The organism is Vibrio sp. TRT 29B02 (genome assembly GCF_050113655.1).
In the GTDB taxonomy this organism is placed as follows: Bacteria; Pseudomonadota; Gammaproteobacteria; order Enterobacterales; family Vibrionaceae; genus Vibrio.
On sequence record NZ_JBNJOJ010000005.1, the window covers coordinates 68490 to 88391 of the forward strand.

Sequence of the window (19902 nt, forward strand, 5' to 3'; positions counted from 1 at the left end):
AAATGTTAAGGATTTGCTGTCAGTTTTGTTCCTCTAATTGATATATAGCGATGTTTTAATAGCTAGTTTGTATAGAGTGTAGCGTTATCCATCGCGCTAGGCTTGAGTTCTTGTAATTAAGGGCGCACAATCGACAAAAAATTTCGCCAAGGAGAAAAGATGGAACTTGAAGATATTCGCCGTGAGTACACCAAAGGTGGCTTGCGTAGAAAAGACTTGCTAGCGGATCCGATTGCCCAATTCGATTTATGGCTTCAGCAAGCGATCGACGCTAAGCTGACTGACCCAACGGCAATGACGGTCGCAACGGTGGATGCATCAGGGCAACCTTTCCAACGAATTGTGCTACTAAAAGATGTCAATCAAGATGGTTTCGTTTTTTATACCAACCTTGGTAGCCGTAAAGCCCAGCAGATTGAAGCGAACGCAAAAGTTAGCCTGCATTTCCCTTGGCATCCACTTGAGCGTCAAGTGCATATTACGGGTGTGGCTGAAAAGCTATCTGCTGTCGAAAACATGAAGTACTTCTCTTCTCGTCCCAAGGCAAGTCAGTTGGCGGCAATCGCCAGTAAGCAAAGCAGCCGTATTAGTGCTCGTGGCGTGTTAGAAGGTAAGTTTCTAGAGCTCAAACAAAAGTTTGAAAAAGGCGAAATCCCTGTACCGAGTTTCTGGGGCGGATTTCGAATTAAGCCGCAAAGTATCGAATTTTGGCAGGGCGGTGAGCATCGCCTTCACGACCGCTTCTTGTTTTCAAAACAAGCTCAAGAGTGGCATATTGACCGCTTAGCACCATAAAAAAATACGCCGCTTTATGCGGCGTATTCGTTATCTAGGGCAACAGACAGCTGTCTTTTTAATAGCGTCTTAGGTATGTGAGACCCATATCCCTGCTCTAAAGCCATATCGATCAATTGCGCTTTGGAGTGAGCGCCAAACTTTACTCGCAGTCTCGCGACATAGCTTTCTAATGTCTTTATCGAGATGTTCATGATTGTGGCGATGTAGTGGGGTTTCTTACCATAGAGCAGTAAAAACAGCGCTTCTGATTCTCGGTTAGTCAGTTTGAGATCAAAGCGTGTTGTCGTCGGTGTTTCAGCGATAAGATTACTTTCAGGCGGTAAACCTGTCGCGCGACATATCCAGTGACCCACTTCTAGAATTGCGGTATCAGACAGCTCTTGCCCATAAAAAATTGTCCCTTGAATCTTTTCTGAATCATCTAGCCATGGGATTTTGGTAAATAAATGCGCCCGCCAGCTGCCATCTGGGTATGGGTGAATATCGAGAACTCTCAAGGACGTATTGTTTTCAATGACATACCGATCTTGTTTAACAAAATCAGCAGCACAGTGAGATGTGGGACTGGGCATTTGAAAGTCGGTAAGGCCAATACAATCTTGTGACTTCTCGAAACCGATCAGTTTGGCATAAGCAGTGTTAGCATAAACAAAGACAGAGTTGAGGTCTTTGCATCCCCAGAAACCGGGGAGTTGACGGAATAAAGAGACTTGCTGCTCGTTCACTTAAAAAAACTTCTTACTAAACAGAGTGAGTATGATACCAAAGTCACATGTGCTGTACGATAAAAAATGCCAGGCACCGTAGGATGACTGGCAAACACAAGATAAATCTTGTCGACGTGTAGAAGAGGTTCTATGCACTCAGTAAATTACTGAGCATAGACATATCAATTGATACCGAGGAGGATGGATAAATCCAACTCGCTAATGATTGTATCTGAAGAGAATAAGATAAAAAGGGGGGAAATCCCCCCCTAATATAACTAGTTAATGTCTCTAACGACTCGGAAACCTAAGTAGTTAGCGGCAGAGAATGGTGAAAGGTATAGCTGCTTGTCTGCTGCAGCCATATCTGGAGAGAAGTTCCACGCACCGCCTTTAGCAATGCCTCTCGGGCTACTTGTCCACTGCCAAACATTGCCGACCGCATCATAAACGCCTAACTGATTAGGTTTGAAAGCGCTAACGGGCGCAGTGCTTTGGTTTGACCAAGGAGTGCCACTCCAGCCAGTGTTTGCTTCACCTGGTGCAAATTCATTACCCCACCAGTATTTATCTTGGCTGCCAGCACGTGCCGCAATTTCCCACTCTTCTTCTGTTGGTAGACGGTAAGAAGCGCCAGTCTGCTTACGCAACCAATTAGTGTAAGAGACTGCATCGTTTTGGCTCACACACACAACCGGTGAATTAGGCGATTGTTTGAACCCAGGATCTCGCCAACTGCTGTTTGGAATTGGTGTCACTTCGCCTTGAGCTAGCGTGGTACAGGTGTTTTTTAGCTCAGCATCGGTTTGGTAATTGGTTTGTTCAACGAAGGTTGCAAACTGACTGACGGTGACAGGTGTCGCGCCAATACCGAAAGCATGATCAAGCGAAACTTGGTTAGAAGCCTTCTCCCCAGTGTAGTAAATACCTTGGAGAATGGTGACCAATTCTGGTGCGTGACCGCTGCTTGCCAAGCCATCAGCAAATTTAGCCCCAGCGCGTAGCGGGTTGGCTTTTTCAGTCAGTACCGCACGTAAAGACGTATCCGAGTTAACGGAAAGTTGTTGGCTGTATGACTTGTAGCCTTCTTTCTCAATCGTAATGTCGTGGATACCTATTGGTAGCATGATTTCTATAGGAGTACTGCCATAAGAAACGCCATCGATCGTTACGCTGTCGTTGTATTGGTTAGAGCGAATAGCGAGTGTGACCCAAGCGATTTCTTGGTCATCTTGGAACTGCTGATTTCCTGCTGCTCCAGGCGCAAAACAGTATTGATTATCGATTTGCAGAAGCTCACAGGCCACTTTTGCTTTAGGACGAGCCTCAAGCTCTACATCCATTAGTGTTCGATAACGAACACCATCGTAGAAGCCCTGTTCGGTAGTAATGTGTTTGACAACGTGGATGTTAAGAGCGACATCATTGATATTGCGCTTGACCAGTGAACTTTCGCTGGTGTGTTCAACAATCTCACCGCGAAATTGCTTAACTGCTTTCTGCAAAGCTAGCTCTTTAGTTTGCTGATCACATTGCGCCAAAGTTAAAGAGGCTTGGCAGCGGTTAGTGAAACTGACCGAAATTTTCTGTGGCTGTTCCAGTTCAAGCTTGAGCTGTTCGACTCTGGCGCGAAGTTTTTGTTCGTCCAATTCTGCAATAGCAAGCTTAATGGCATCGGCTTCTGCTTTACGAGTCGCGAGATTCGCTCGCTCTTCCTCAAGCTTTTGTTCAGCGTCAAGGCGTGCCTTTTGATTTTGCTTCACTGACGACCAAGCATCTTGATAGGCCTTCTGAGATGCAGCTAGGTCAACATTGGGATCATCAATCATACGTTGATAGTCCATTTCAAGCTTATTCTTGGCACTCGCAAACGACTTATCAAGAGACTCTGCCGTTTGTTGCAGAGACTTTAATTCGGCTTGCTGCTTATTGAACAGAGCTTGCTGCTCGTCTGAGGCTTTTTGTGCAGACTTTAACTCATCGTGTTTGCTAAAAAGCTTATCGTCGATCTGAATAACCGACATCTTCGCTTCCTGTGCGGAAGCGGGAGATACAAGCAAACAAGGAGATAATGCTAATAAAAGGATTGATAAACCTGGACGCATCGTCTTTCTTCTACATCTAATTATTGATTAATTGGGTATTTTAAACGAAAACGCCATCTTGTCTTAAGTTATCCGTTGATAACTTAGGATCAAAATGGCGTTTTAGCTCATCTTTGTGAATCCGGTAGGTTTTTTTAGCCGTTATCCATTTGGACGTAGCTTAACCCAAACCGTGTCATTTGCGTTGACAGTGATCACGCGATTGTATGTCTGAAAACCATTTTTCGACACTGTAACTTGATGTTGGCCACGTGGTAGAACAACTTCTACTGGCGTGCTGCCATAGTTAATGCCATTGATAACTACGGAATCATCATATTGATCTGAACGAACAGTCACATTCACCCAGTTTTTGTCTTTCTTAGCGGTTTTCTCTTCTTCACTGCCTTTTAGACAGTAACGAGTTGAAACGTTAAGTAGTTTACACGCTGCTGAGGCCTCTGGACGCGCCTGCAATTGCGATTGCATTTGAGTGAAGTAGCTATTGTTGCCTTCAAAACCAGAGCGGATGAGCTGGCTCTCTTGAACATGAACATTCAACTGAACGCCTTTGGCATTTTGCTTCGCTAGGTTTGACTCCGTCAAACGATCCATCAGTTTAGCTTTGAACGCTTTGACGGCTTTCTGTTTAGTCAGGTATTGCCCCTGGCTAGCACACTCGCCCAACGTCATGGTCGATGAACAAGTTGTTTTGTAACTTGTTTCGAGTACATCACTTTCGCGTAGCTCAGCAGAAATACGTTTTACACGCGCTTCCACTTTCTGCTCTTGTAAGTAAGAAAGCTCAGAAGTTAGACGGGCCTGCTTCTGTTTTACTTGTGAGAGGCGCATTTCACTTTCAGTTATCGCTTGTTGGTTTTCCAATAGTGCAGACTGGTTATCTTTCACTTCAGTCCACACATCTTGGTAAGCTTTCTGGAATGAAACTAGGTCGATATCTGGATCATCTAAAAGACGGTTATACTGTTTGTCCAGAGCTGACTTAGTGCGATTGCGCTTCGCATTGAGTTCTTCCTCATTGCGTTTCAGCTTAGTTCTATCATTCTGAAGTTGTTGGAGACGATCAGCTTCAGAGTTAAACTCCGCAGCCATCGTGCCCATTTCTGCTTCTTTATTTTCTAACTTAACTTCGATTTCAGAAACAGGGTCACCCTGTACATTTTCTTCTGCGAAAATCGAAGTCGAAACCCAAAGAGGGCTTAGCGCAAGCAAAAGCGCTGGCATGCGACGTATGATCATAAGTCCCTGCAACAATTAACGTTTAATAACCAATAAAAAAATAGTCAAACATAGTGCATATCAATCAAATAGTGCACTTTATATAGAAAAAAAGACAAACTTTTGACAGTCCATTGCAAAGGTGCCTTGAAAAGGTCTATTTCTTCCTTCTATTCACACTAAATAATAGAGCGAATTACCTAAGCTTATCATAAATCGAGATAAACTTAGGTGGTACATCATCCATTTTGGGCTGATTGAAGAAATATGCAAGTAAAGATTCTCGATCAGGAATAACGAAAATCGATAGAAGTGACATAAGCCGTAATTTATGTGCACTTGATCATTCTTCCAGTACGACAAATGACCAGATTTTCAGCAGTTCGCCCCGATCATTTTCTGTTTGTTGACGATGGTAAATGCAACCATTTTTATAATCAAACAATACAATTTTCGAGTTGCGTCACTTCTGGTATATCATGGCTTATCGAACATGTAATTTGACTGTGTGTCTCTATGTCATCATCCAATAAGCCGCTAAGTGATTCATCCACTGCCAAAGAATTGTCACCAAAACCAGCTCAATTGGTTACGTTGCCTTCGTATATGGAATGTCACGCGCACGACTATACTCAGGTGGTGATCGGTTTACGTGGTCAAGCGGAGTTTGAAGTTGGTGGCTACGGCAATATGGTCGGTCCTGGGCAAGGTTGCGTCGTGACATCCGGTTCAGGGCACGCATTCGGTGGTGTCGTCGGTCAATCTGATATTCTGGTACTCAATATGCCGGTTGCTTCGCAATCTGACGCTTTGATGATGCAGCGTCTTAACGAGCTTAACCAGAAAGAGACGTACTTTCAGCTCAACAATCAAATCCAAAAGCTTATCCAGATGTTAGTGGCTGAGATGCATTCTAGCCCAGATGACTTGCTGCTCAGTCGAGCTTGCAGTGATACGGTTGTGGCTTTATTACAGCGCCATATGTCGGCCTTTGAAGCGAGTCGTAAAGAATCGCGCTTCGATCTTGAAGCGATAGATCGCTATATCGAGCAGCACATGAATCAGAGAATCTCAGTGATGCAGCTCGCAGGCAGTGTGTTCTTAGGTGAGAGTCAGTTTCACTCCTTGTTTAAAGAGCAGATGGGGATTACACCTCATCAGTATGTGCTGGGCAAGCGAATCGACATGGCGAAGCAGCTAATAGAGCAGGGCAATCTCACTTTGGGACAGGTAGCCGAGTTCACCGGATTTTCAGGTCAAAGCACCTTTACTCATACTTTTTCCCGCCTCCAAGGTATTTCACCTTCTCAGTACAAGAAACGATTTGGTTAAATAAGCTAATGTAAACGGTATAAAGTTTTACTTAATTGAGTGTGACTCTGTTTTTGTTTTGTTAATATTCAGAGTTTTTAGCAAAAAACTCGGAGTTTTTGACAAGTATTCTTCTCAAGCTCAAAATACACTGCATGCCATTGTAGAAAACCTGAAATGATTTCAGGTGTGAGATTGAGGAAAACGCATGTTTACAGCGAGTAATGTGTTAAACGCTGAGTTTGTCGAGCAGCCGCTTGATAAACTTTGGTCGTTGATCTCGCCACTTTATATGGTGGACGAATCACAATGGCTTAAGCAACTACTGCCATTAGCAACACCCACTGAGTCAGAGAAAGAGCAGATTGCCATCAAAACGACGGATTTGATCAATACGATTCGTGCTGACAAAAAGTCCATTCAGATGATTGACGCTCTGTTACTGGAGTATAGCCTTGATACTCAAGAAGGCATTCTGCTTATGTGTCTTGCTGAGGCTTTGATGCGTATTCCTGACGCTGCGACAGCCGATGCTTTAATCCGTGACAAGCTCACTGTGGCAGATTGGAAATCACACCTGAAAAATTCTGATTCCGTGTTTGTTAATGCGTCTACATGGGGCTTAATGCTCACTGGTAAAGTTGTTGGCCTTTCTGATAGCGAATCTCAAAGTCCGGTAAGCGCGGTTAACCGACTAGTGAACAAGATGTCTGAGCCTGTGATCCGTAAGGCGATGCATCAGGCAATGAAAGTCATGGGACACCAGTTTGTACTTGGCCGTACCATTGCCGAGGCTCAAAAAAACGGTCGTCACATGCGTGATAAGGGCTTCACTTACTCTTATGACATGCTAGGCGAAGCGGCACTTACCACCGCTGACGCAAATAAGTACTTCAAAGATTACTTAATGGCAATCGAAGCGGTAGGCCGTGATGACTATGCTGCAGATGTGAGTCCAGCGCCTTCTGTGTCGATTAAGCTTTCAGCACTTCATCCTCGCTATGAGGTTGCGAATGAACAACGTGTTCTGACAGAACTTTACGATACCTTACAGCAATTGCTGCGTCGAGCGGTTGAGCTTGACGTCGCGATTACCATTGATGCTGAAGAAGCAGACCGCCTAGAGCTGTCCCTCAAATTGTTCGAAAAAGTGTACCGAAGTGAATTGGTCAAGGGCTGGGGTAAGTTTGGTCTAGTGGTTCAGGCTTACTCTAAGCGAGCGCTTCCGGTTTTGGTTTGGCTAAATGGCTTAGCGAAGCAGCAGGGAGATATGATTCCTCTGCGTCTTGTTAAAGGTGCTTACTGGGATAGTGAGATCAAATGGTCACAGCAGGCTGGTTATACTAACTACCCTGTTTATACGCGCAAAGAAGCGACAGATGTGGCTTATTTAGCTTGTGCTCGATTCCTTTTGAGTCAACATGTTCGTGGTAATATTTTCCCGCAATTTGCGAGCCACAATGCTCAGACAGTCACATCGATTGCAGTGATGGCTCAGCATAAAGATTTCGAATTCCAGCGTCTGCATGGCATGGGCGATTCGCTGTACAACCATGCGATGTCAGCCTACCAACAATCCGTGCGCATTTATGCACCGGTTGGTAGCCACAAAGATCTGCTGCCATATCTTGTTCGCCGCTTATTGGAAAATGGTGCAAACAGCTCATTTGTTCATCGCTTGGTCGATGCTCGTTGCCCTGTCGAAACACTGACGCAGCATCCAGTAGATATGCTTAATGCGTTTGATTCTTTCTCCAACACAAGCATTCCTCTTCCAACCAACGTGTTTAACGAGCGCAAGAACTCTTTGGGTATCAACATTGATATCGAGAGCGAAGCGAAGCCGTTTGAACATGAAGTAGAGAGTTTTCTATGTAAGCAGTGGCTAGCGGGTCCGATCATCAATGGCAACATGTTTGCCGAAAGCATGATCAAGGAAAACATCAACACTGAACAAGTCACCGCTCCTTACGACCGTCGTATTCAAGTAGGTCAGGTTGCGTTCGCTACGCTTGAGCATGTTTCGGCAGCGATTGAAGGTGCTGAGCAGGCCTTCCCTGCATGGCAAGCATCACCAAAAGCTCAGCGAGCAGAGAAGCTAGAGGCTCTCGCTGATCTGTTGGAAGAGAATCTCGCAGAGCTTGTCGCGATTTGTCACCAGGAAGCAGGTAAAACGATTCATGACAGTATCGATGAAGTGCGTGAAGCGGTTGATTTCTGTCGTTACTACGCTAAGCAAGTGGACGCGTTAGGTGAACTAACCATTAACGGTTTTGATGGGCAGACTCGTCAAGTGTCTCGTCAAGGTCGTGGTGTTTTCGTTTGTATTAGCCCTTGGAACTTCCCTCTGGCCATTTTCCTTGGCCAAGTGACAGCCGCTTTGGTTGCAGGAAATACAGTCGTGGCGAAACCAGCAGAACAGACCAGCTTAATCGCGGCTCGTGCGGTTGAACTGATGCTCGATGCAGGATTCCCAGCAGGGACGATTCAGCTATTAACAGGCCGTGGCGCTGAAATTGGCTCGGCTCTGACGTCACACCCAGCCATCGCAGGTGTCGCTTTCACTGGTTCAACAGCGACGGCGCAGCGCATTAACCAAACATTAGCAGAACGTGACGCCGCTCCAGTGCCTTTGATTGCTGAGACGGGTGGTCAGAACGCAATGATTGTTGACAGTACAGCATTACCCGAGCAAGTGGTGAGAGATGTGATTCGCTCTGCGTTTGCTTCTGCGGGTCAGCGCTGTAGTGCACTGCGTGTTCTATACGTTCAAGAAGATATTGCCGATCGCATTGTTGCTCTGATCCAGGGGGCGATGGAGGAGTTAAGCGTTGGTAAACCTTATCTTCACTCGACAGATGTTGGTCCGGTTATCGACGTCAATGCGAAGAGCAAGTTGTTAAAGCATATCGAGTTTATGACTGAAACAGAGAAAAAAGTCGCTCAACTGGTGCTTACGGATGAGCATGAAAACGGTGACTTCGTTGCTCCTTCAGCCTTTGAAATCCGTGATATTTCTTGTCTTAAAGAAGAACAGTTTGGCCCGATCTTGCACATCGTTCGATTCAAAGCAAGTGAACTCACTCAGGTGGTTGAGCAGATAAACAATACTGGTTTTGGCCTAACCATGGGTATCCATAGCCGAAATGAAACCACTTACCGCTGGATTGAAAAACATGCTCGTGTTGGTAACTGCTACATCAACCGTGATCAAGTTGGCGCGGTGGTAGGAGTGCAGCCATTTGGTGGTCAAGGCCTATCAGGCACTGGACCAAAAGCGGGTGGTCCACACTATCTTTACCGTTTTACGCAAACACAGTTTTGTTAATCGAGTGAGCAAGGAGAAGTAATTATGGTTCATCAAGTAACTCGTTTTTCTGATGCTTTCTCTGCTTGGGAAAACTGGAATTTAACTAATTTTGATTCTAAAAGTGAGTGCCTACTCGCTTTTAAACAGGCTTTACAACAAGTTCAGCCTGAGTTGGCTTCGGTCGTTTCGTACCATATTGATCAAGCGTCGGCATTGATTGCTGATACCCATAGTCTGGTCGGCCCTACAGGCGAAACCAACGAACTTTACACCGCAGGTCGTGGTGTGGCTCTTGTTATTCAGGATGATGTTCAAGAGCAAGCGAAGCTATCCGTCGTTGCGCAACTAACGGCTGCGCTGATCGCGGGTAATAGTGTCATCTTATGCAGTGATGATGCGGAGCTTTGCCAAGTGTTAGAGGCTGCCTATGTTCAGTCTTCACTTCCAACTCACCTTGTCCAGTTTGCCGCATATGATGCTTATCATCAGTTGCTCGAGTCGGACGTGCGAAGCATTGGTTATGTTGGAAATCCAGAGGTGGAAAGGACGATTAACCGCCAACTGGCTAAACGTTCGGGCGCTATTGTAAGCCTGACGTCTGAAACGGATCTTGTGAGCATTCCTGTTGCCCACGATCCTCATTTGGCGCTCCGTTTTATTACTGAGCGTACAAGAACAATAAATATAACAGCAGTGGGTGGCAATGCGACCTTGTTAGAGCTCGGAAACGAAGCCCACTAAACTTCATTGATTTGCCCTCGTATTGAGGGCATTCAGGGAAGGCGATCTTTCAAAAGAGGACATATCACATGGAAAATAGCTTTGCTATTACAACCACGTTTATTGCGTATCTGGTGTTGATGCTTGCCATTGGTGTTATCGCATACCAGCGTACAAAAAATTCAAGCGACTACTTTCTTGGTGGTCGTTCATTAGGCCCTTGGCCGGCGGCGCTTTCTGCAGGTGCATCCGATATGAGTGGTTGGCTTCTGCTTGGTCTGCCGGGTTATGCGTACGCAGCGGGCATTGAAGCATTTTGGCTAGCGGGCGGTCTACTGGTAGGCACATGGTTGAACTGGTTAATTAATGCTAAACGTCTTCGTACTTACAGTATCACGACTGACGCACTGACTTTACCAGAATTTCTATCTCGTCGTTTTAACGATAAATCTAAACTGATTCAGGTTATTTCTGCTTTCTTTATTCTTTTATTCTTCCTTTTCTACACCAGTTCAGGCTTGGTTGCAGGCGGAAAATTATTTGAAACAGTCTTTGGCCTAGATTACTCCACGGCAGTAATCATTGGCACCGTTTGCGTCGTCTCTTACACGCTATTCGGTGGCTTCCTGGCGGTATCTTGGACCGACTTAGTGCAAGGTCTGCTGATGGCAGCGGCACTGATGATCGTTCCAATTACTGCGTTGGAAGGTGGTTTTGGTCAGCTTGGCAATGATCTTGCCGCGATTAACCCTGAGCTATTAACGCTATGGGATGACTCTAAAGGTGAACCACTTTCTGCGATTGCGATTATCTCTCTGGTGGCTTGGGGCTTAGGTTACTTTGGTCAGCCACATATCCTGGCGCGTTTCAAAGCATCTCGCTCAAATAAAGATCTGACAACGGCTCGTCGTATTGCGGTGATCTGGACTGCGCTATCAATGGCAGGTGCGATTCTAGTAGGTCTCGTTGGCTTAGTTTATGTGACAAACTCTGGTGTAAGCATTGATGATGGCGAGAAGATCTTTATGCTTCTGGTGAACTCTCTGTTCCACCCTGTTATTGCCGGTATCCTACTTGCTGCAATTCTAGCTGCGGTAATGAGTACTGCGGATTCTCAGTTACTGGTTTCCTCTTCAGCGTTGGCAGAAGATTTCTACAAGCAAGTGTTTAAGAAAGACGCAAGCTCAGAAGAGATTGTTATGGTTGGGCGTATTGCCGTCGTTGGCATCTCAGTTGTTGCGCTAGTTTTAGCGATGACACCTGACAGCTCAGTGCTTGGCTTGGTTTCTTACGCATGGGCTGGTTTTGGTGCTGCATTTGGTCCTGCGCTAATCCTTAGCCTTTACTGGGAAAGAATGAATCGTAATGGTGCACTGGCGGGTATTGTAGTTGGCGGTGTGACTATCGTTATTTGGAAGCAGTTATCAGGTGGCTGGTTCGACGTGTATGAAATTGTCCCTGGTATCATTTTCTCGACTCTTGCTATTGTTGGTGTAAGTTTAACGACTGGCGAGCCGGAAGAGGCTGTGAAAGCGCAGCACAACACGTTCAAAAAGCACTTAGCTGAACTGGACTAATTGATATTGGTTCGAATGAAAAGCCCCTAAATTTAGGGGCTTTTTTGTTGTCTATTGACTATTTATTGAACTTGTCTCACGTTTTCTAAACTAATGTTTGAATTTAATGAACTCTAGGTTTCAAAATATGTCAGTTATCAATAACGCTAACACTTAGGACGAACGGAAATGCCTCACATGTACTGTCATTGTTGTGATAAAAAAACGGCACATAAAATTGTCATGAAGCGTTGTGAGACGCAGAATAACTCGGTAGTTAAAAATATGGCGAACTTCTTTGCCACCGTTTTCCAAGGTGACCACTATGTAAAAATGGAAAAGCAGGCCTTTTGCAGAGTTTGCAATAGCCAAACAGAAGTTGTGACCGCACAAGACGCTTTTTCTGACGCAAAAATCGCATAACCTTCACATAATTTATCGCTAACTCAACGATCGCTATCTGTGGCTCGGTGCTTTTGTTTTAGAATACCTTCAGCATCTATAACAACTTAATGAGCCGTTAATGGATTTAGATAGAATTGATCGTGAGATCCTGCGCGCCTTGAATCTGAAAGGCCGACTTCCTATTGTTGAACTCGCCAAGCAAGTTAACTTAACCACCTCTCCTTGTTCTGATCGGGTAAAAAGATTGGAGAAAGAAGGTTATATTACGGGCTACCATGCTGAGCTAAATCCAGAAAAGCTGGGCTTGGATGTACAAGTGTTCATTCATATTCGTTTGGATCAAACCAGTTTTTCAATATTTGAAAAGTTTGCTCAAGCTGTGGCGGATATGCCGGAAATTGAAGAGTGTTATTCGCTATCAGGTGACTTCGATACCATGATTAAGGTGCGTGTAAAGGATATGAAAGCGTACCAGAACTTTATGTCGACCAAATTAGGAACCTTGCCCGGCGTGATACAAACTCGCAGTGAAGTGGTTATTGAAGAGCATAAGACCAGCTTTGGCGTTAATGCAGATCTCATATCGAAACTATAAAAAAAGGAAGCTTACCGCTTCCTTTTTCAATTTTAGGCAATAAAGGATGAAATTATGCCAATAATGCCACCAAAGATCCCGCCCCAAACGACCAACCAGCCTAGGTGTTCTTTGATCATTCTCTGAACGATTTCCTTAACCAGTTTGGGCGTCAGTTCATTGAGGCGCTGATCGATGATGTTCTCAACGTTAGTGCGTATTTCATCCATCATCGCTGGGGCTTCAAACTGTTCTTTTAAGGCATCTTTGATGGTGTCGCTCTGACTCATGTCGACAATCGCTAGTTTCATTTTCTCGACAAAAGGTTGTTTCATAGGTTGGAGCGCATCTGTGCCACCAAACATCGCCAGCATGCCACCGAATTGAGAGTTGGCGATGACGTCAACGAGTGAGTCAAACGTTGGGTTAAAGTCTATCTTTTCAATCACTGGCTCAAGGTTAAGGGACTTGCCGCCAGCCATTTCCTTGCTTAAGAACTTGTCGATGTTTTCTTGGGTAAAAAACTGCTCCATCATCAGTGTCTTGATTGCTGATTTAAATTCTTCAAAACGCGCAGGAATAACACCGGAACCATAGAGACCAGGCACCTTTTCAAATAGCATATGAATGGCAAGCCAGTTGGTGATGGCGCCTGAAAACGCAAATAGTCCAGCGTATAAGGCAATTTGGTTGTCTGCTTGATAGCCACCTGCTAGTAAAGCGAGTGCGATAAGATTGGTTAGTAAGCTCTTGTTCATTGACAAATAAGGTGTTTATTTACGATGGAGAGGAGTATATACCAAGTCAAATATGAGATGTCACACAAATTGATTTGGCGCTCTGATGAAATCGCCAAATCGAATCTAGGATTTTGAGCTTATCGTTCTTCGGCTAATAAAATAGCTTGTTTGATGTTTTCAGGTATAGAAGCTTTGGTGTGGTGCTTAAAGTCAAACATGACGCAAGTGGCTGAACCAACGGTCGTCACTTTACCAGTGCTTTCACTTACGATCTGGTACTCCATTGTGAATCGGTCATCTTGCAAGTCAGTGACACGGGAACCAATTAACAGCGTATCTGGATAAGTGACTGGTGCTTTGTATCGACACTCGGTGTGGCTGAGCACAGGGCCTATATGGTTTTGTTGTAGGTTAACGAGCAGATTGATTTTGTTGAAGTAGTCGAGTCTTGCTGTTTCAAAGTAGCGGAAATAAACCGCGTTGTTGACGTGTTGCAAAGCGTCCATCTCGCCCCAAGCCACCTGAATTTTCGTTACTGTAGCAAATTCGGCCAGTAGTTCTTCCATGTTACATCTCCTTAAACTGAGCTTTTATTCTAGTGGCTAAGTGCGATGCTGTGCAGAAATTGTTATCAGTTTGTGATCCTAGTTGTTCGGTACAAGGCGATGCAACTGAAACGTTCGTCACAATGAAATAGTAAAAGAGTCGGTATCCTTGTTCGTGATGGAGGGGAGTCTGCAATACAGGGCAAAAAGAAAGGACCCGAAGGTCCTTATTGGTCTATTAAGTGCGATAGCCTTTTAGTATTTGAGCCAGAGATACGGAGGCTTTAGTGAGATTGGCTACCCCCATTGAGGATTGTTCTGCCACACTACGAATTGTATTAGATTGCGCTCGAATCTCACTCAGTTCTGAGGCGATGTCATTGGCAACCGCGCTTTGTTCTTCCGCTGATGTTGATATCTGAATGCTCATATCTTTCAGAGCGCGCGCTGATTCGGAGATGGATTGTACGTCATGGCCAATGTCTGCGACGATATCACTGCTGGTTTGGGCTTGGCTCACGGTTTGTTCAGTAATTGAAGCGATAGTGCGCGTTTCTGATTGGAGTTTCTCAATCATGGTCTGGATTTCGACTGTTGCGGCTTGAGTTCGTCCTGCCAACGTGCGTACTTCATCTGCTACTACAGCAAAGCCACGTCCTTGCTCACCAGCGCGAGCTGCTTCGATGGCGGCATTCAATGCTAGTAGATTGGTTTGCTCAGAGATAGCGTTGATGGTGGTGATCACTTCATTAATTTGTGTCGTGTTATCAGTGAGGCTAGAGACGGATTGTGACGCCTGACCAATGTACTCGGACAGCTTAGTGATTTCATTGATAGCGGACTGAACGCGTTGGTAGCTTTGATCAATATGCTCAGAATCGCGCTCAGTTTGTGCTGTTGAGTGCTGAGAAATGTTCGTCACTTCTTTTGCTGAAGCCGTCATCTCTTCCATGGCGGTAGCGACAGAATCTAATGAGGCGTATTGCTGGCTGATTTGGGTTTCGCTCAATTTCATCTCTTGCTCGAATGAAGCTGAAGTTTCACTCAGTGTTGTCGCATTATCTTTCACTGTCACGACTAAGTCGGTCAGGGTATCCATTGCTTTGTCTAGAGCACAGCCGATAGTGCCAAACTCATCACGCCCTGGATGGAAGCCGAGGCGAGAGGTTAAATCACCTTCACCAATGCGTTGTGTTGTGGTGTAGAGAACCCACAGAGCACCACCAAGGAATGTGGCGACCCAGTAGCAGAATAGTGCAAAAGGAAGCGCCCAGATAAAACTGAGGGCAAAACTGGTCATTGCTTCGGATTTTAACTGTTGTAACTCACCAGCACGATTTAATGTTAACTGATAGAACTTGCCATCTTGGGCTTGTGCGGTCGCTGTAACGATGCCGTCACGGAACGTCGCTGCTTGTGAGCGGTTGACTTGAGTCACATTAGACAGTGCGCCAAGTTTCTGTGGATCGGCGACTTTGGCTAGCTCAGCGATGTGCTGTTCAGCGGTGACAACGGCTGACTGCTCGAACATTTCGATAGTATTGGTATATCTTCCGCCAGCCAATGAGGCTACCGCTAGAATAAATAGGGCAAAAATGGCCCACATCTTGTCATTGATCGACATTTTAATGAACAAGCGATCTATCGTTCGAAACTCTACTTCTTTCATACTAGGATTCCTTTTCCGTCTCAGCCGGAAAGCTTACAGTTATATTGTAAAAATCTGATTACAAATTTATCGGCCTAAGGTGAAGAATTATGAGTCATCAGTCGCAATAATTTGTAATTAAAATTCCATTTTATCCAAGTAATGTGACGATGATCGTTATTCAAGGGAGGCTCTAGTTATACCCGTTGTATATCAATCGCTGTCACGATGCAGATGGAAATATTTGGTCTTTTTCTTGCTAAGTTAACAATAGTATTGAGATAAAGAGAATGACAATGGAAATTAAAACAGGCCTATTGGATCATCCTGATGTGCTATTGCTACTTGAGCAGCACCTCGCGGATATGAATGCCACTTCGCCCGCCGAGAGTGTCCATGCGTTGGATGTAACGGCGCTGAAAGCTCCTCAAGTGACTTTTTGGACAGGCTGGAGCAATGGAAAGTTATTAGGATGTGCCGCGTTAAAACACATTGATGATACCCATGGAGAGATCAAGTCAATGCGTACTGCCGAGACTTCGCGTGGCCAAGGTGTCGCTGCATGTTTGCTCAATCATGTATTGGAACATGCCCATCATTCCGGGCTGAACCGTGTCAGCTTAGAAACGGGCTCGATGGCCTTTTTTGCTCCGGCCCGTTCATTGTATGAGAAATTTGGTTTTGAGTACTGTGAGCCATTTGCAGACTATGAGCTCGACCCTAACAGCCAGTTTATGACGCGTAATATCTAATTTAACTTAGCAATAACCCAATAGTGCGAGCGCTATATATTGGTGCGTTGGTGCGCTTTAATAGTGCAACAATACAGGTCCAAATACCACATTGCTCTAACGGCAAGATGCCGCAAAGTGTCCAACATCAATTTGGATGCAATTTTCATCTGGTGAGAATTGCACCAATCTGATGGGTCGTTATTCTTATCCGCAGTTACTACTCTAGAGCCACATATGCCACCTAGTAGGTGTTCTACACGATGAATCTGATTGTTAATATTCAAAAAAGTGTGCGAAAGCATGGCTTTGAGATGGCCACGAGACAAGCTTGGCGTTGTGGGGTAAAAGCCAATTTAGTTAAGCGAGTTATTGGCGTTGCTCGTGGACAAATTGTGTGTGTCGTTGAAGGTGTTCGTCCTGAACTATCGACAGAGATAAATAACGCGCTTCACACTGATGACAAGCAGGGCAGATATGTGTTTGTCGGAGGCATTGTTTGGCTCCCCAATGATTTGCTTGCCCCCGGTTTTCCCGACTTTATGTTTATGCATGTTAGAAATTTGGGTAGCAAGCATAAATACATGACTGATGAAGAGCTGTTCTTAAATTTGGCGTAGGTAAGCGATGGTAGCGTTATTTTTTAAATGTCTGATTGGTGCCACCGCTGTGTTGGTGATTGCACTGCTGTCCAAATCGAAGAACTTTTTTATTGCTGGTTTAGTACCGCTGTTTCCAAGCTTTGCTTTGATCGCGCATTACATTGTCGGCTCAGAGCGGAATATGGAAGATTTACGAGCCACCGCCTTGTTTGGCCTCTACTCACTGCTCCCTTATGCTAGTTATCTGTTAGCCGTCTACTATTTCAGCTATCGCTTTAGTTTGGTTCAAACCCTAAGTATGGCTACCGCCGTTTGGGTTGTGTCAGCGATGATGTTGCTCGTAATTTGGACCAGAGCTTTAGCGGTCAGTTAGAAGAAAGCCTAGAGTTCGACTCTAGGCTTTTTTGTTAGAACGGATACCAGAACAATTCGGTTTCTAGATAGCGCTTAGCTACCGCCAATATGACGATGACCGCAATGGCTAGCAGGCAGAGTTTGTCCGTGTTGCCTAGTGGTCTTGAGCTATACCATGAACGGGTATTGTGGCGTCCAAATCCTCTTAACGTCATCGCGTTGGATATTTCATCTGCTCGGTCCAAGCTTGAGAAAATGAGAGGACCAAGGATCTTAGCCACGTTCTGTAGGCGCTGCATTAGAGGTGTGTTTTTTGATATATCAAGGCCACGGGCCTGTTGAGCGTGCATGATATTGACGAAATCGTTCTTGACCTCAGGAAGGTAGCGCAGTGTCAGACTAACGGCATACGCAATCTTGTACGGCACGCCAATGCGGTTCAAGCTGGCTGCAAACTCTGTCGGGTGAGTAGTAAAGACAAATACCAAGGCAATTGGGAACATGCTGAAGTATTTGAGAGTGACCGTAACCAAATAGAACAGAGTCTCTTGAGTTAGCGAATAGTGGCCAGGCAGATTAAACACAACAGTGCTTGATCCAATGTATTCACTGCCTTGTTGGGGAGCCAACAAAAACATAAATAGTGCGTTGAGTGTTAAGACACTGGCTGTACCAATGAGCAAAGGTTTGTAAACTTTGAAAGGTACTTTTGTGATTTTTAGTAAGTACAGGCCTGCCACAATCAGTAAACCAATCAATCGGATATCGAAAGTGGTCAGTACCACAGTGACCCAAGCCATAAATAAGGCGAACTTGGTAATGCCATTTAGTGCATGCAAAGGCGACTTGGTATCGACATAACTGATACCAAACTTCATTTTAGAAGCTTTCATGCTGCGTGATTCTCTAGTTGGATGAAGTACTGCATAAACGCATTGATATCGGCTACATCTAAACGCTCTGCCAGATCATATAGGCTAGTGGTGGTTAGATTGGCTTTGTCGAGTAGCTCGGGCTGGCTGAAAACTTCAGTCATCGGCGCATCTGCTATCAAGCGGCTGTCAGAAATAACAATTGAGCGGTCAGTGTATTCGAGCACAAGATGCATATCGTGGGATATGATCATGACAGTAATACCCAACTGCGAATTTAGTTTGCGAACAAAGTTCAGCATAGAGGTATAGTTGCGATAATCCTGCCCTGCGGTAGGTTCATCAAGAATCAGCAGCTTAGGCTCTAAAGCAAGGATTGAAGCGATGGTCACACGCTTTTTTTGTCCATAGCTTAGCGCTTCAATTGGCCAGTTTCGGTACTTGCTCAAACCACAGAGTTCAAGGGTATCGAGCACTTTCTTCTCAACCTGTTGTTCTGACAATCCTTTGTTGCGTAAACCAAAGGCAACTTCATCAAAGATCATGTGGTGTGAAATCATATGATTTGGGTTTTGTAACACCACACCAATTTGCTGGCTGCGCTCAAAGATAGAAAGAGTAGCAATGTCTTCTCCCTCTAAACAGATAGAACCTGAATCTGGCTCGATCACACCCATAATTAATTTGGTAAGCGTCGATTTTCCGGAACCGTTTTTGCCGAGTACAGACACAAATTCGCCGTGAGAAATAGTAAAAGAGACGTTTTCTAACGCATTCTTCTCACCATCGTAAGAGTAGGTTAACTCGTTGATGGTAAGTAGAGTATCTTCTGAGCGAGTAAGCGTTTTGGTTGGACTCTGCCAGTTGGCAAAGTGCGGCCTATAGCCAGTGATAGGCATCTCTTTAATAGAGGAGTAAGTGTCCAATTGTTCCAACGGACAATTGGCCGCTTTTAGAGCCGTTAAGTAGAGTGGTTCACGAATTCCATGAGTTTCGAGCAGAGTTGACGCCAGTAATGCGTCGGGTGTCATGTCTGCAACAATTTCTCCTTGTTGCATTAGAATGACTCGATCTACGGGGCGGTGTAGAACATCTTCTAGTCGATGCTCTATGATGATGACTGTCTTACCCGTATCACGATGCAACTGGTCAATGATCTCGATGGTTTTTCGGCTTGTCTTTGGATCCAAAGCGGCAAGTGGTTCATCAAACAGCAAAGTATCAACATCATCTACTAGGATGCCGGCAAGCGATACACGTTGTTTCTGGCCTCCAGATAGATCGTGTGGCGAACGATCAAGCATGTCACCGAGCTCTACCATTTGCGCCGTTGACTTGACGATAGGATACATCTCGATGTTCGAGGCCAGTTGATTCTCTAACGCAAAGGCAATGTCTTCGCCTACACTCAGCCCAACGAATTGGCTATCGGTGTCTTGTAACACCGTACCAATCTGCTCAGTGTATTGGTGAAGATCCAATTGAGTCGCCGCGTTGCCATTTAAAAGCAATTGACCTGAAGTCTCGCCCTTGATGGCGTGCGGGATCAGACCGTTCAGGCATTGTCCAAGTGTTGACTTTCCGCTACCACTTGGCCCGATAATGACGATTTTCTCTCCTTTCTCTATCCTTAGATTGATATGTTTAAGCGTCGGTTTATCCAGTGACTCATATCTAAAAGAGAAGTCAGAAAATTCAATGGTCAT

At 45.0% G+C, this 19902-nt stretch carries 18 protein-coding genes; 10 read left to right on the forward strand and 8 right to left on the reverse strand.

The features are described 5' to 3' along the window. Window positions 1-159: 159 nt before the first annotated feature. A complete protein-coding gene (gene pdxH / locus ACQEXT_RS04665) occupies window positions 160-795 on the forward strand; it encodes a pyridoxamine 5'-phosphate oxidase (RefSeq protein ID WP_426950831.1) in 636 nt (211 codons plus the stop codon). Between the two features lie 14 nt (window positions 796-809). On the opposite strand, the gene ACQEXT_RS04670 is transcribed toward pdxH, so the two are convergent. The 3 genes from ACQEXT_RS04670 to ACQEXT_RS04680 form a co-directional block, all read right to left on the reverse strand. Then, window positions 810-1523: a helix-turn-helix transcriptional regulator gene (locus ACQEXT_RS04670; protein WP_331427771.1), complete on the reverse strand. Its 714-nt coding sequence runs from the start codon at window positions 1521-1523 to the stop codon at window positions 810-812. A 260-nt stretch (window positions 1524-1783) separates the two neighbouring features. After that, entirely contained in the window at window positions 1784-3610 is a 1827-nt protein-coding gene (locus tag ACQEXT_RS04675) for an SUMF1/EgtB/PvdO family nonheme iron enzyme (RefSeq protein ID WP_426950833.1), read from the reverse strand. Between the two features lie 141 nt (window positions 3611-3751). Further along, window positions 3752-4849 carry a PEGA domain-containing protein gene (locus tag ACQEXT_RS04680; protein WP_269375134.1) on the reverse strand — a complete coding sequence of 366 codons (1098 nt, stop codon included), beginning with the start codon at window positions 4847-4849 and terminating at the stop codon, window positions 3752-3754. 495 nt (window positions 4850-5344) lie between these two features. On the opposite strand from ACQEXT_RS04680, the gene ACQEXT_RS04685 reads away from it, so the two are divergent. The 6 genes from ACQEXT_RS04685 (at window position 5345) to ACQEXT_RS04710 (ending at window position 12725) form a co-directional block, all read left to right on the forward strand. Further along, the gene (locus tag ACQEXT_RS04685; RefSeq protein WP_138970878.1) at window positions 5345-6160 is read left to right on the forward strand and encodes an AraC family transcriptional regulator; all 816 of its coding nucleotides are present in this window, start codon (window positions 5345-5347) and stop codon (window positions 6158-6160) included. Between the two features lie 187 nt (window positions 6161-6347). Next, a complete protein-coding gene (gene putA / locus ACQEXT_RS04690; protein ID WP_426950835.1) occupies window positions 6348-9467 on the forward strand; it encodes a bifunctional proline dehydrogenase/L-glutamate gamma-semialdehyde dehydrogenase PutA in 3120 nt (1039 codons plus the stop codon). 24 nt (window positions 9468-9491) lie between these two features. Then, a complete protein-coding gene (locus ACQEXT_RS04695; RefSeq protein WP_426950837.1) occupies window positions 9492-10190 on the forward strand; it encodes a 1-pyrroline-5-carboxylate dehydrogenase in 699 nt (232 codons plus the stop codon). A gap of 68 nt (window positions 10191-10258) precedes the next feature. Then, on the forward strand, window positions 10259-11746 hold the full coding sequence (putP, locus tag ACQEXT_RS04700) for a sodium/proline symporter PutP (protein ID WP_426950839.1): 1488 nt from the start codon (window positions 10259-10261) through the stop codon (window positions 11744-11746). A 168-nt stretch (window positions 11747-11914) separates the two neighbouring features. Continuing rightward, a complete protein-coding gene (locus tag ACQEXT_RS04705; RefSeq protein WP_138970882.1) occupies window positions 11915-12148 on the forward strand; it encodes a hypothetical protein in 234 nt (77 codons plus the stop codon). Window positions 12149-12248: 100 nt separating this feature from the next. Next, a complete protein-coding gene (locus ACQEXT_RS04710) occupies window positions 12249-12725 on the forward strand; it encodes an Lrp/AsnC family transcriptional regulator (RefSeq protein ID WP_004744557.1) in 477 nt (158 codons plus the stop codon). A gap of 32 nt (window positions 12726-12757) precedes the next feature. Here the strand turns inward: ACQEXT_RS04710 and ACQEXT_RS04715 are convergent, their stop codons facing one another. From ACQEXT_RS04715 to ACQEXT_RS04725, 3 genes are all read right to left on the reverse strand, one after another. Beyond that, window positions 12758-13462: a DUF445 domain-containing protein gene (locus ACQEXT_RS04715; protein WP_138970883.1), complete on the reverse strand. Its 705-nt coding sequence runs from the start codon at window positions 13460-13462 to the stop codon at window positions 12758-12760. Window positions 13463-13581: 119 nt separating this feature from the next. Beyond that, the gene (locus ACQEXT_RS04720) at window positions 13582-14010 is read right to left on the reverse strand and encodes an acyl-CoA thioesterase (protein WP_426950840.1); all 429 of its coding nucleotides are present in this window, start codon (window positions 14008-14010) and stop codon (window positions 13582-13584) included. Between the two features lie 217 nt (window positions 14011-14227). Next, entirely contained in the window at window positions 14228-15658 is a 1431-nt protein-coding gene (locus ACQEXT_RS04725) for a methyl-accepting chemotaxis protein (RefSeq protein WP_426950841.1), read from the reverse strand. A 275-nt stretch (window positions 15659-15933) separates the two neighbouring features. On the opposite strand from ACQEXT_RS04725, the gene ACQEXT_RS04730 reads away from it, so the two are divergent. The 3 genes from ACQEXT_RS04730 to ACQEXT_RS04740 all read left to right on the forward strand — a co-directional run bounded on the left by ACQEXT_RS04730 (window position 15934) and on the right by ACQEXT_RS04740 (window position 17343). After that, window positions 15934-16389: a GNAT family N-acetyltransferase gene (locus ACQEXT_RS04730; RefSeq protein WP_426950843.1), complete on the forward strand. Its 456-nt coding sequence runs from the start codon at window positions 15934-15936 to the stop codon at window positions 16387-16389. Window positions 16390-16631: 242 nt separating this feature from the next. Then, entirely contained in the window at window positions 16632-16988 is a 357-nt protein-coding gene (locus ACQEXT_RS04735; protein WP_426950844.1) for an acyl-CoA synthetase, read from the forward strand. 7 nt (window positions 16989-16995) lie between these two features. Beyond that, window positions 16996-17343 (forward strand): GlpM family protein, encoded by a 348-nt coding sequence (locus ACQEXT_RS04740; RefSeq protein WP_426950845.1) that lies wholly within the window; start codon window positions 16996-16998, stop codon window positions 17341-17343. A 34-nt stretch (window positions 17344-17377) separates the two neighbouring features. Here the strand turns inward: ACQEXT_RS04740 and ACQEXT_RS04745 are convergent, their stop codons facing one another. Both ACQEXT_RS04745 and ACQEXT_RS04750 read right to left on the reverse strand, forming a co-directional pair. Beyond that, on the reverse strand, window positions 17378-18217 hold the full coding sequence (locus tag ACQEXT_RS04745; RefSeq protein ID WP_426950846.1) for an energy-coupling factor transporter transmembrane component T family protein: 840 nt from the start codon (window positions 18215-18217) through the stop codon (window positions 17378-17380). After that, window positions 18214-19902 carry an ABC transporter ATP-binding protein gene (locus ACQEXT_RS04750; protein ID WP_426950848.1) on the reverse strand — a complete coding sequence of 563 codons (1689 nt, stop codon included), beginning with the start codon at window positions 19900-19902 and terminating at the stop codon, window positions 18214-18216. The genes ACQEXT_RS04745 and ACQEXT_RS04750 overlap by 4 nt, the downstream gene beginning before the upstream one ends.

Coding starts and splice junctions, on each gene's coding strand:
- pdxH (WP_426950831.1), top strand. CDS start 160: ATGGAACTTGAAGATATTCGCCGTGAGTACACCAAAGGTGGCTTGCGT.
- ACQEXT_RS04675 (WP_426950833.1), bottom strand. CDS start 3,610: ATGCGTCCAGGTTTATCAATCCTTTTATTAGCATTATCTCCTTGTTTG.
- ACQEXT_RS04680 (WP_269375134.1), bottom strand. CDS start 4,849: ATGATCATACGTCGCATGCCAGCGCTTTTGCTTGCGCTAAGCCCTCTT.
- ACQEXT_RS04685 (WP_138970878.1), top strand. CDS start 5,345: ATGTCATCATCCAATAAGCCGCTAAGTGATTCATCCACTGCCAAAGAA.
- putA (WP_426950835.1), top strand. CDS start 6,348: ATGTTTACAGCGAGTAATGTGTTAAACGCTGAGTTTGTCGAGCAGCCG.
- ACQEXT_RS04695 (WP_426950837.1), top strand. CDS start 9,492: ATGGTTCATCAAGTAACTCGTTTTTCTGATGCTTTCTCTGCTTGGGAA.
- putP (WP_426950839.1), top strand. CDS start 10,259: ATGGAAAATAGCTTTGCTATTACAACCACGTTTATTGCGTATCTGGTG.
- ACQEXT_RS04705 (WP_138970882.1), top strand. CDS start 11,915: ATGCCTCACATGTACTGTCATTGTTGTGATAAAAAAACGGCACATAAA.
- ACQEXT_RS04710 (WP_004744557.1), top strand. CDS start 12,249: ATGGATTTAGATAGAATTGATCGTGAGATCCTGCGCGCCTTGAATCTG.
- ACQEXT_RS04715 (WP_138970883.1), bottom strand. CDS start 13,462: ATGAACAAGAGCTTACTAACCAATCTTATCGCACTCGCTTTACTAGCA.
- ACQEXT_RS04720 (WP_426950840.1), bottom strand. CDS start 14,010: ATGGAAGAACTACTGGCCGAATTTGCTACAGTAACGAAAATTCAGGTG.
- ACQEXT_RS04725 (WP_426950841.1), bottom strand. CDS start 15,658: ATGAAAGAAGTAGAGTTTCGAACGATAGATCGCTTGTTCATTAAAATG.
- ACQEXT_RS04730 (WP_426950843.1), top strand. CDS start 15,934: ATGGAAATTAAAACAGGCCTATTGGATCATCCTGATGTGCTATTGCTA.
- ACQEXT_RS04735 (WP_426950844.1), top strand. CDS start 16,632: ATGAATCTGATTGTTAATATTCAAAAAAGTGTGCGAAAGCATGGCTTT.
- ACQEXT_RS04740 (WP_426950845.1), top strand. CDS start 16,996: ATGGTAGCGTTATTTTTTAAATGTCTGATTGGTGCCACCGCTGTGTTG.
- ACQEXT_RS04745 (WP_426950846.1), bottom strand. CDS start 18,217: ATGAAAGCTTCTAAAATGAAGTTTGGTATCAGTTATGTCGATACCAAG.
- ACQEXT_RS04750 (WP_426950848.1), bottom strand. CDS start 19,902: ATGACCATTGAATTTTCTGACTTCTCTTTTAGATATGAGTCACTGGAT.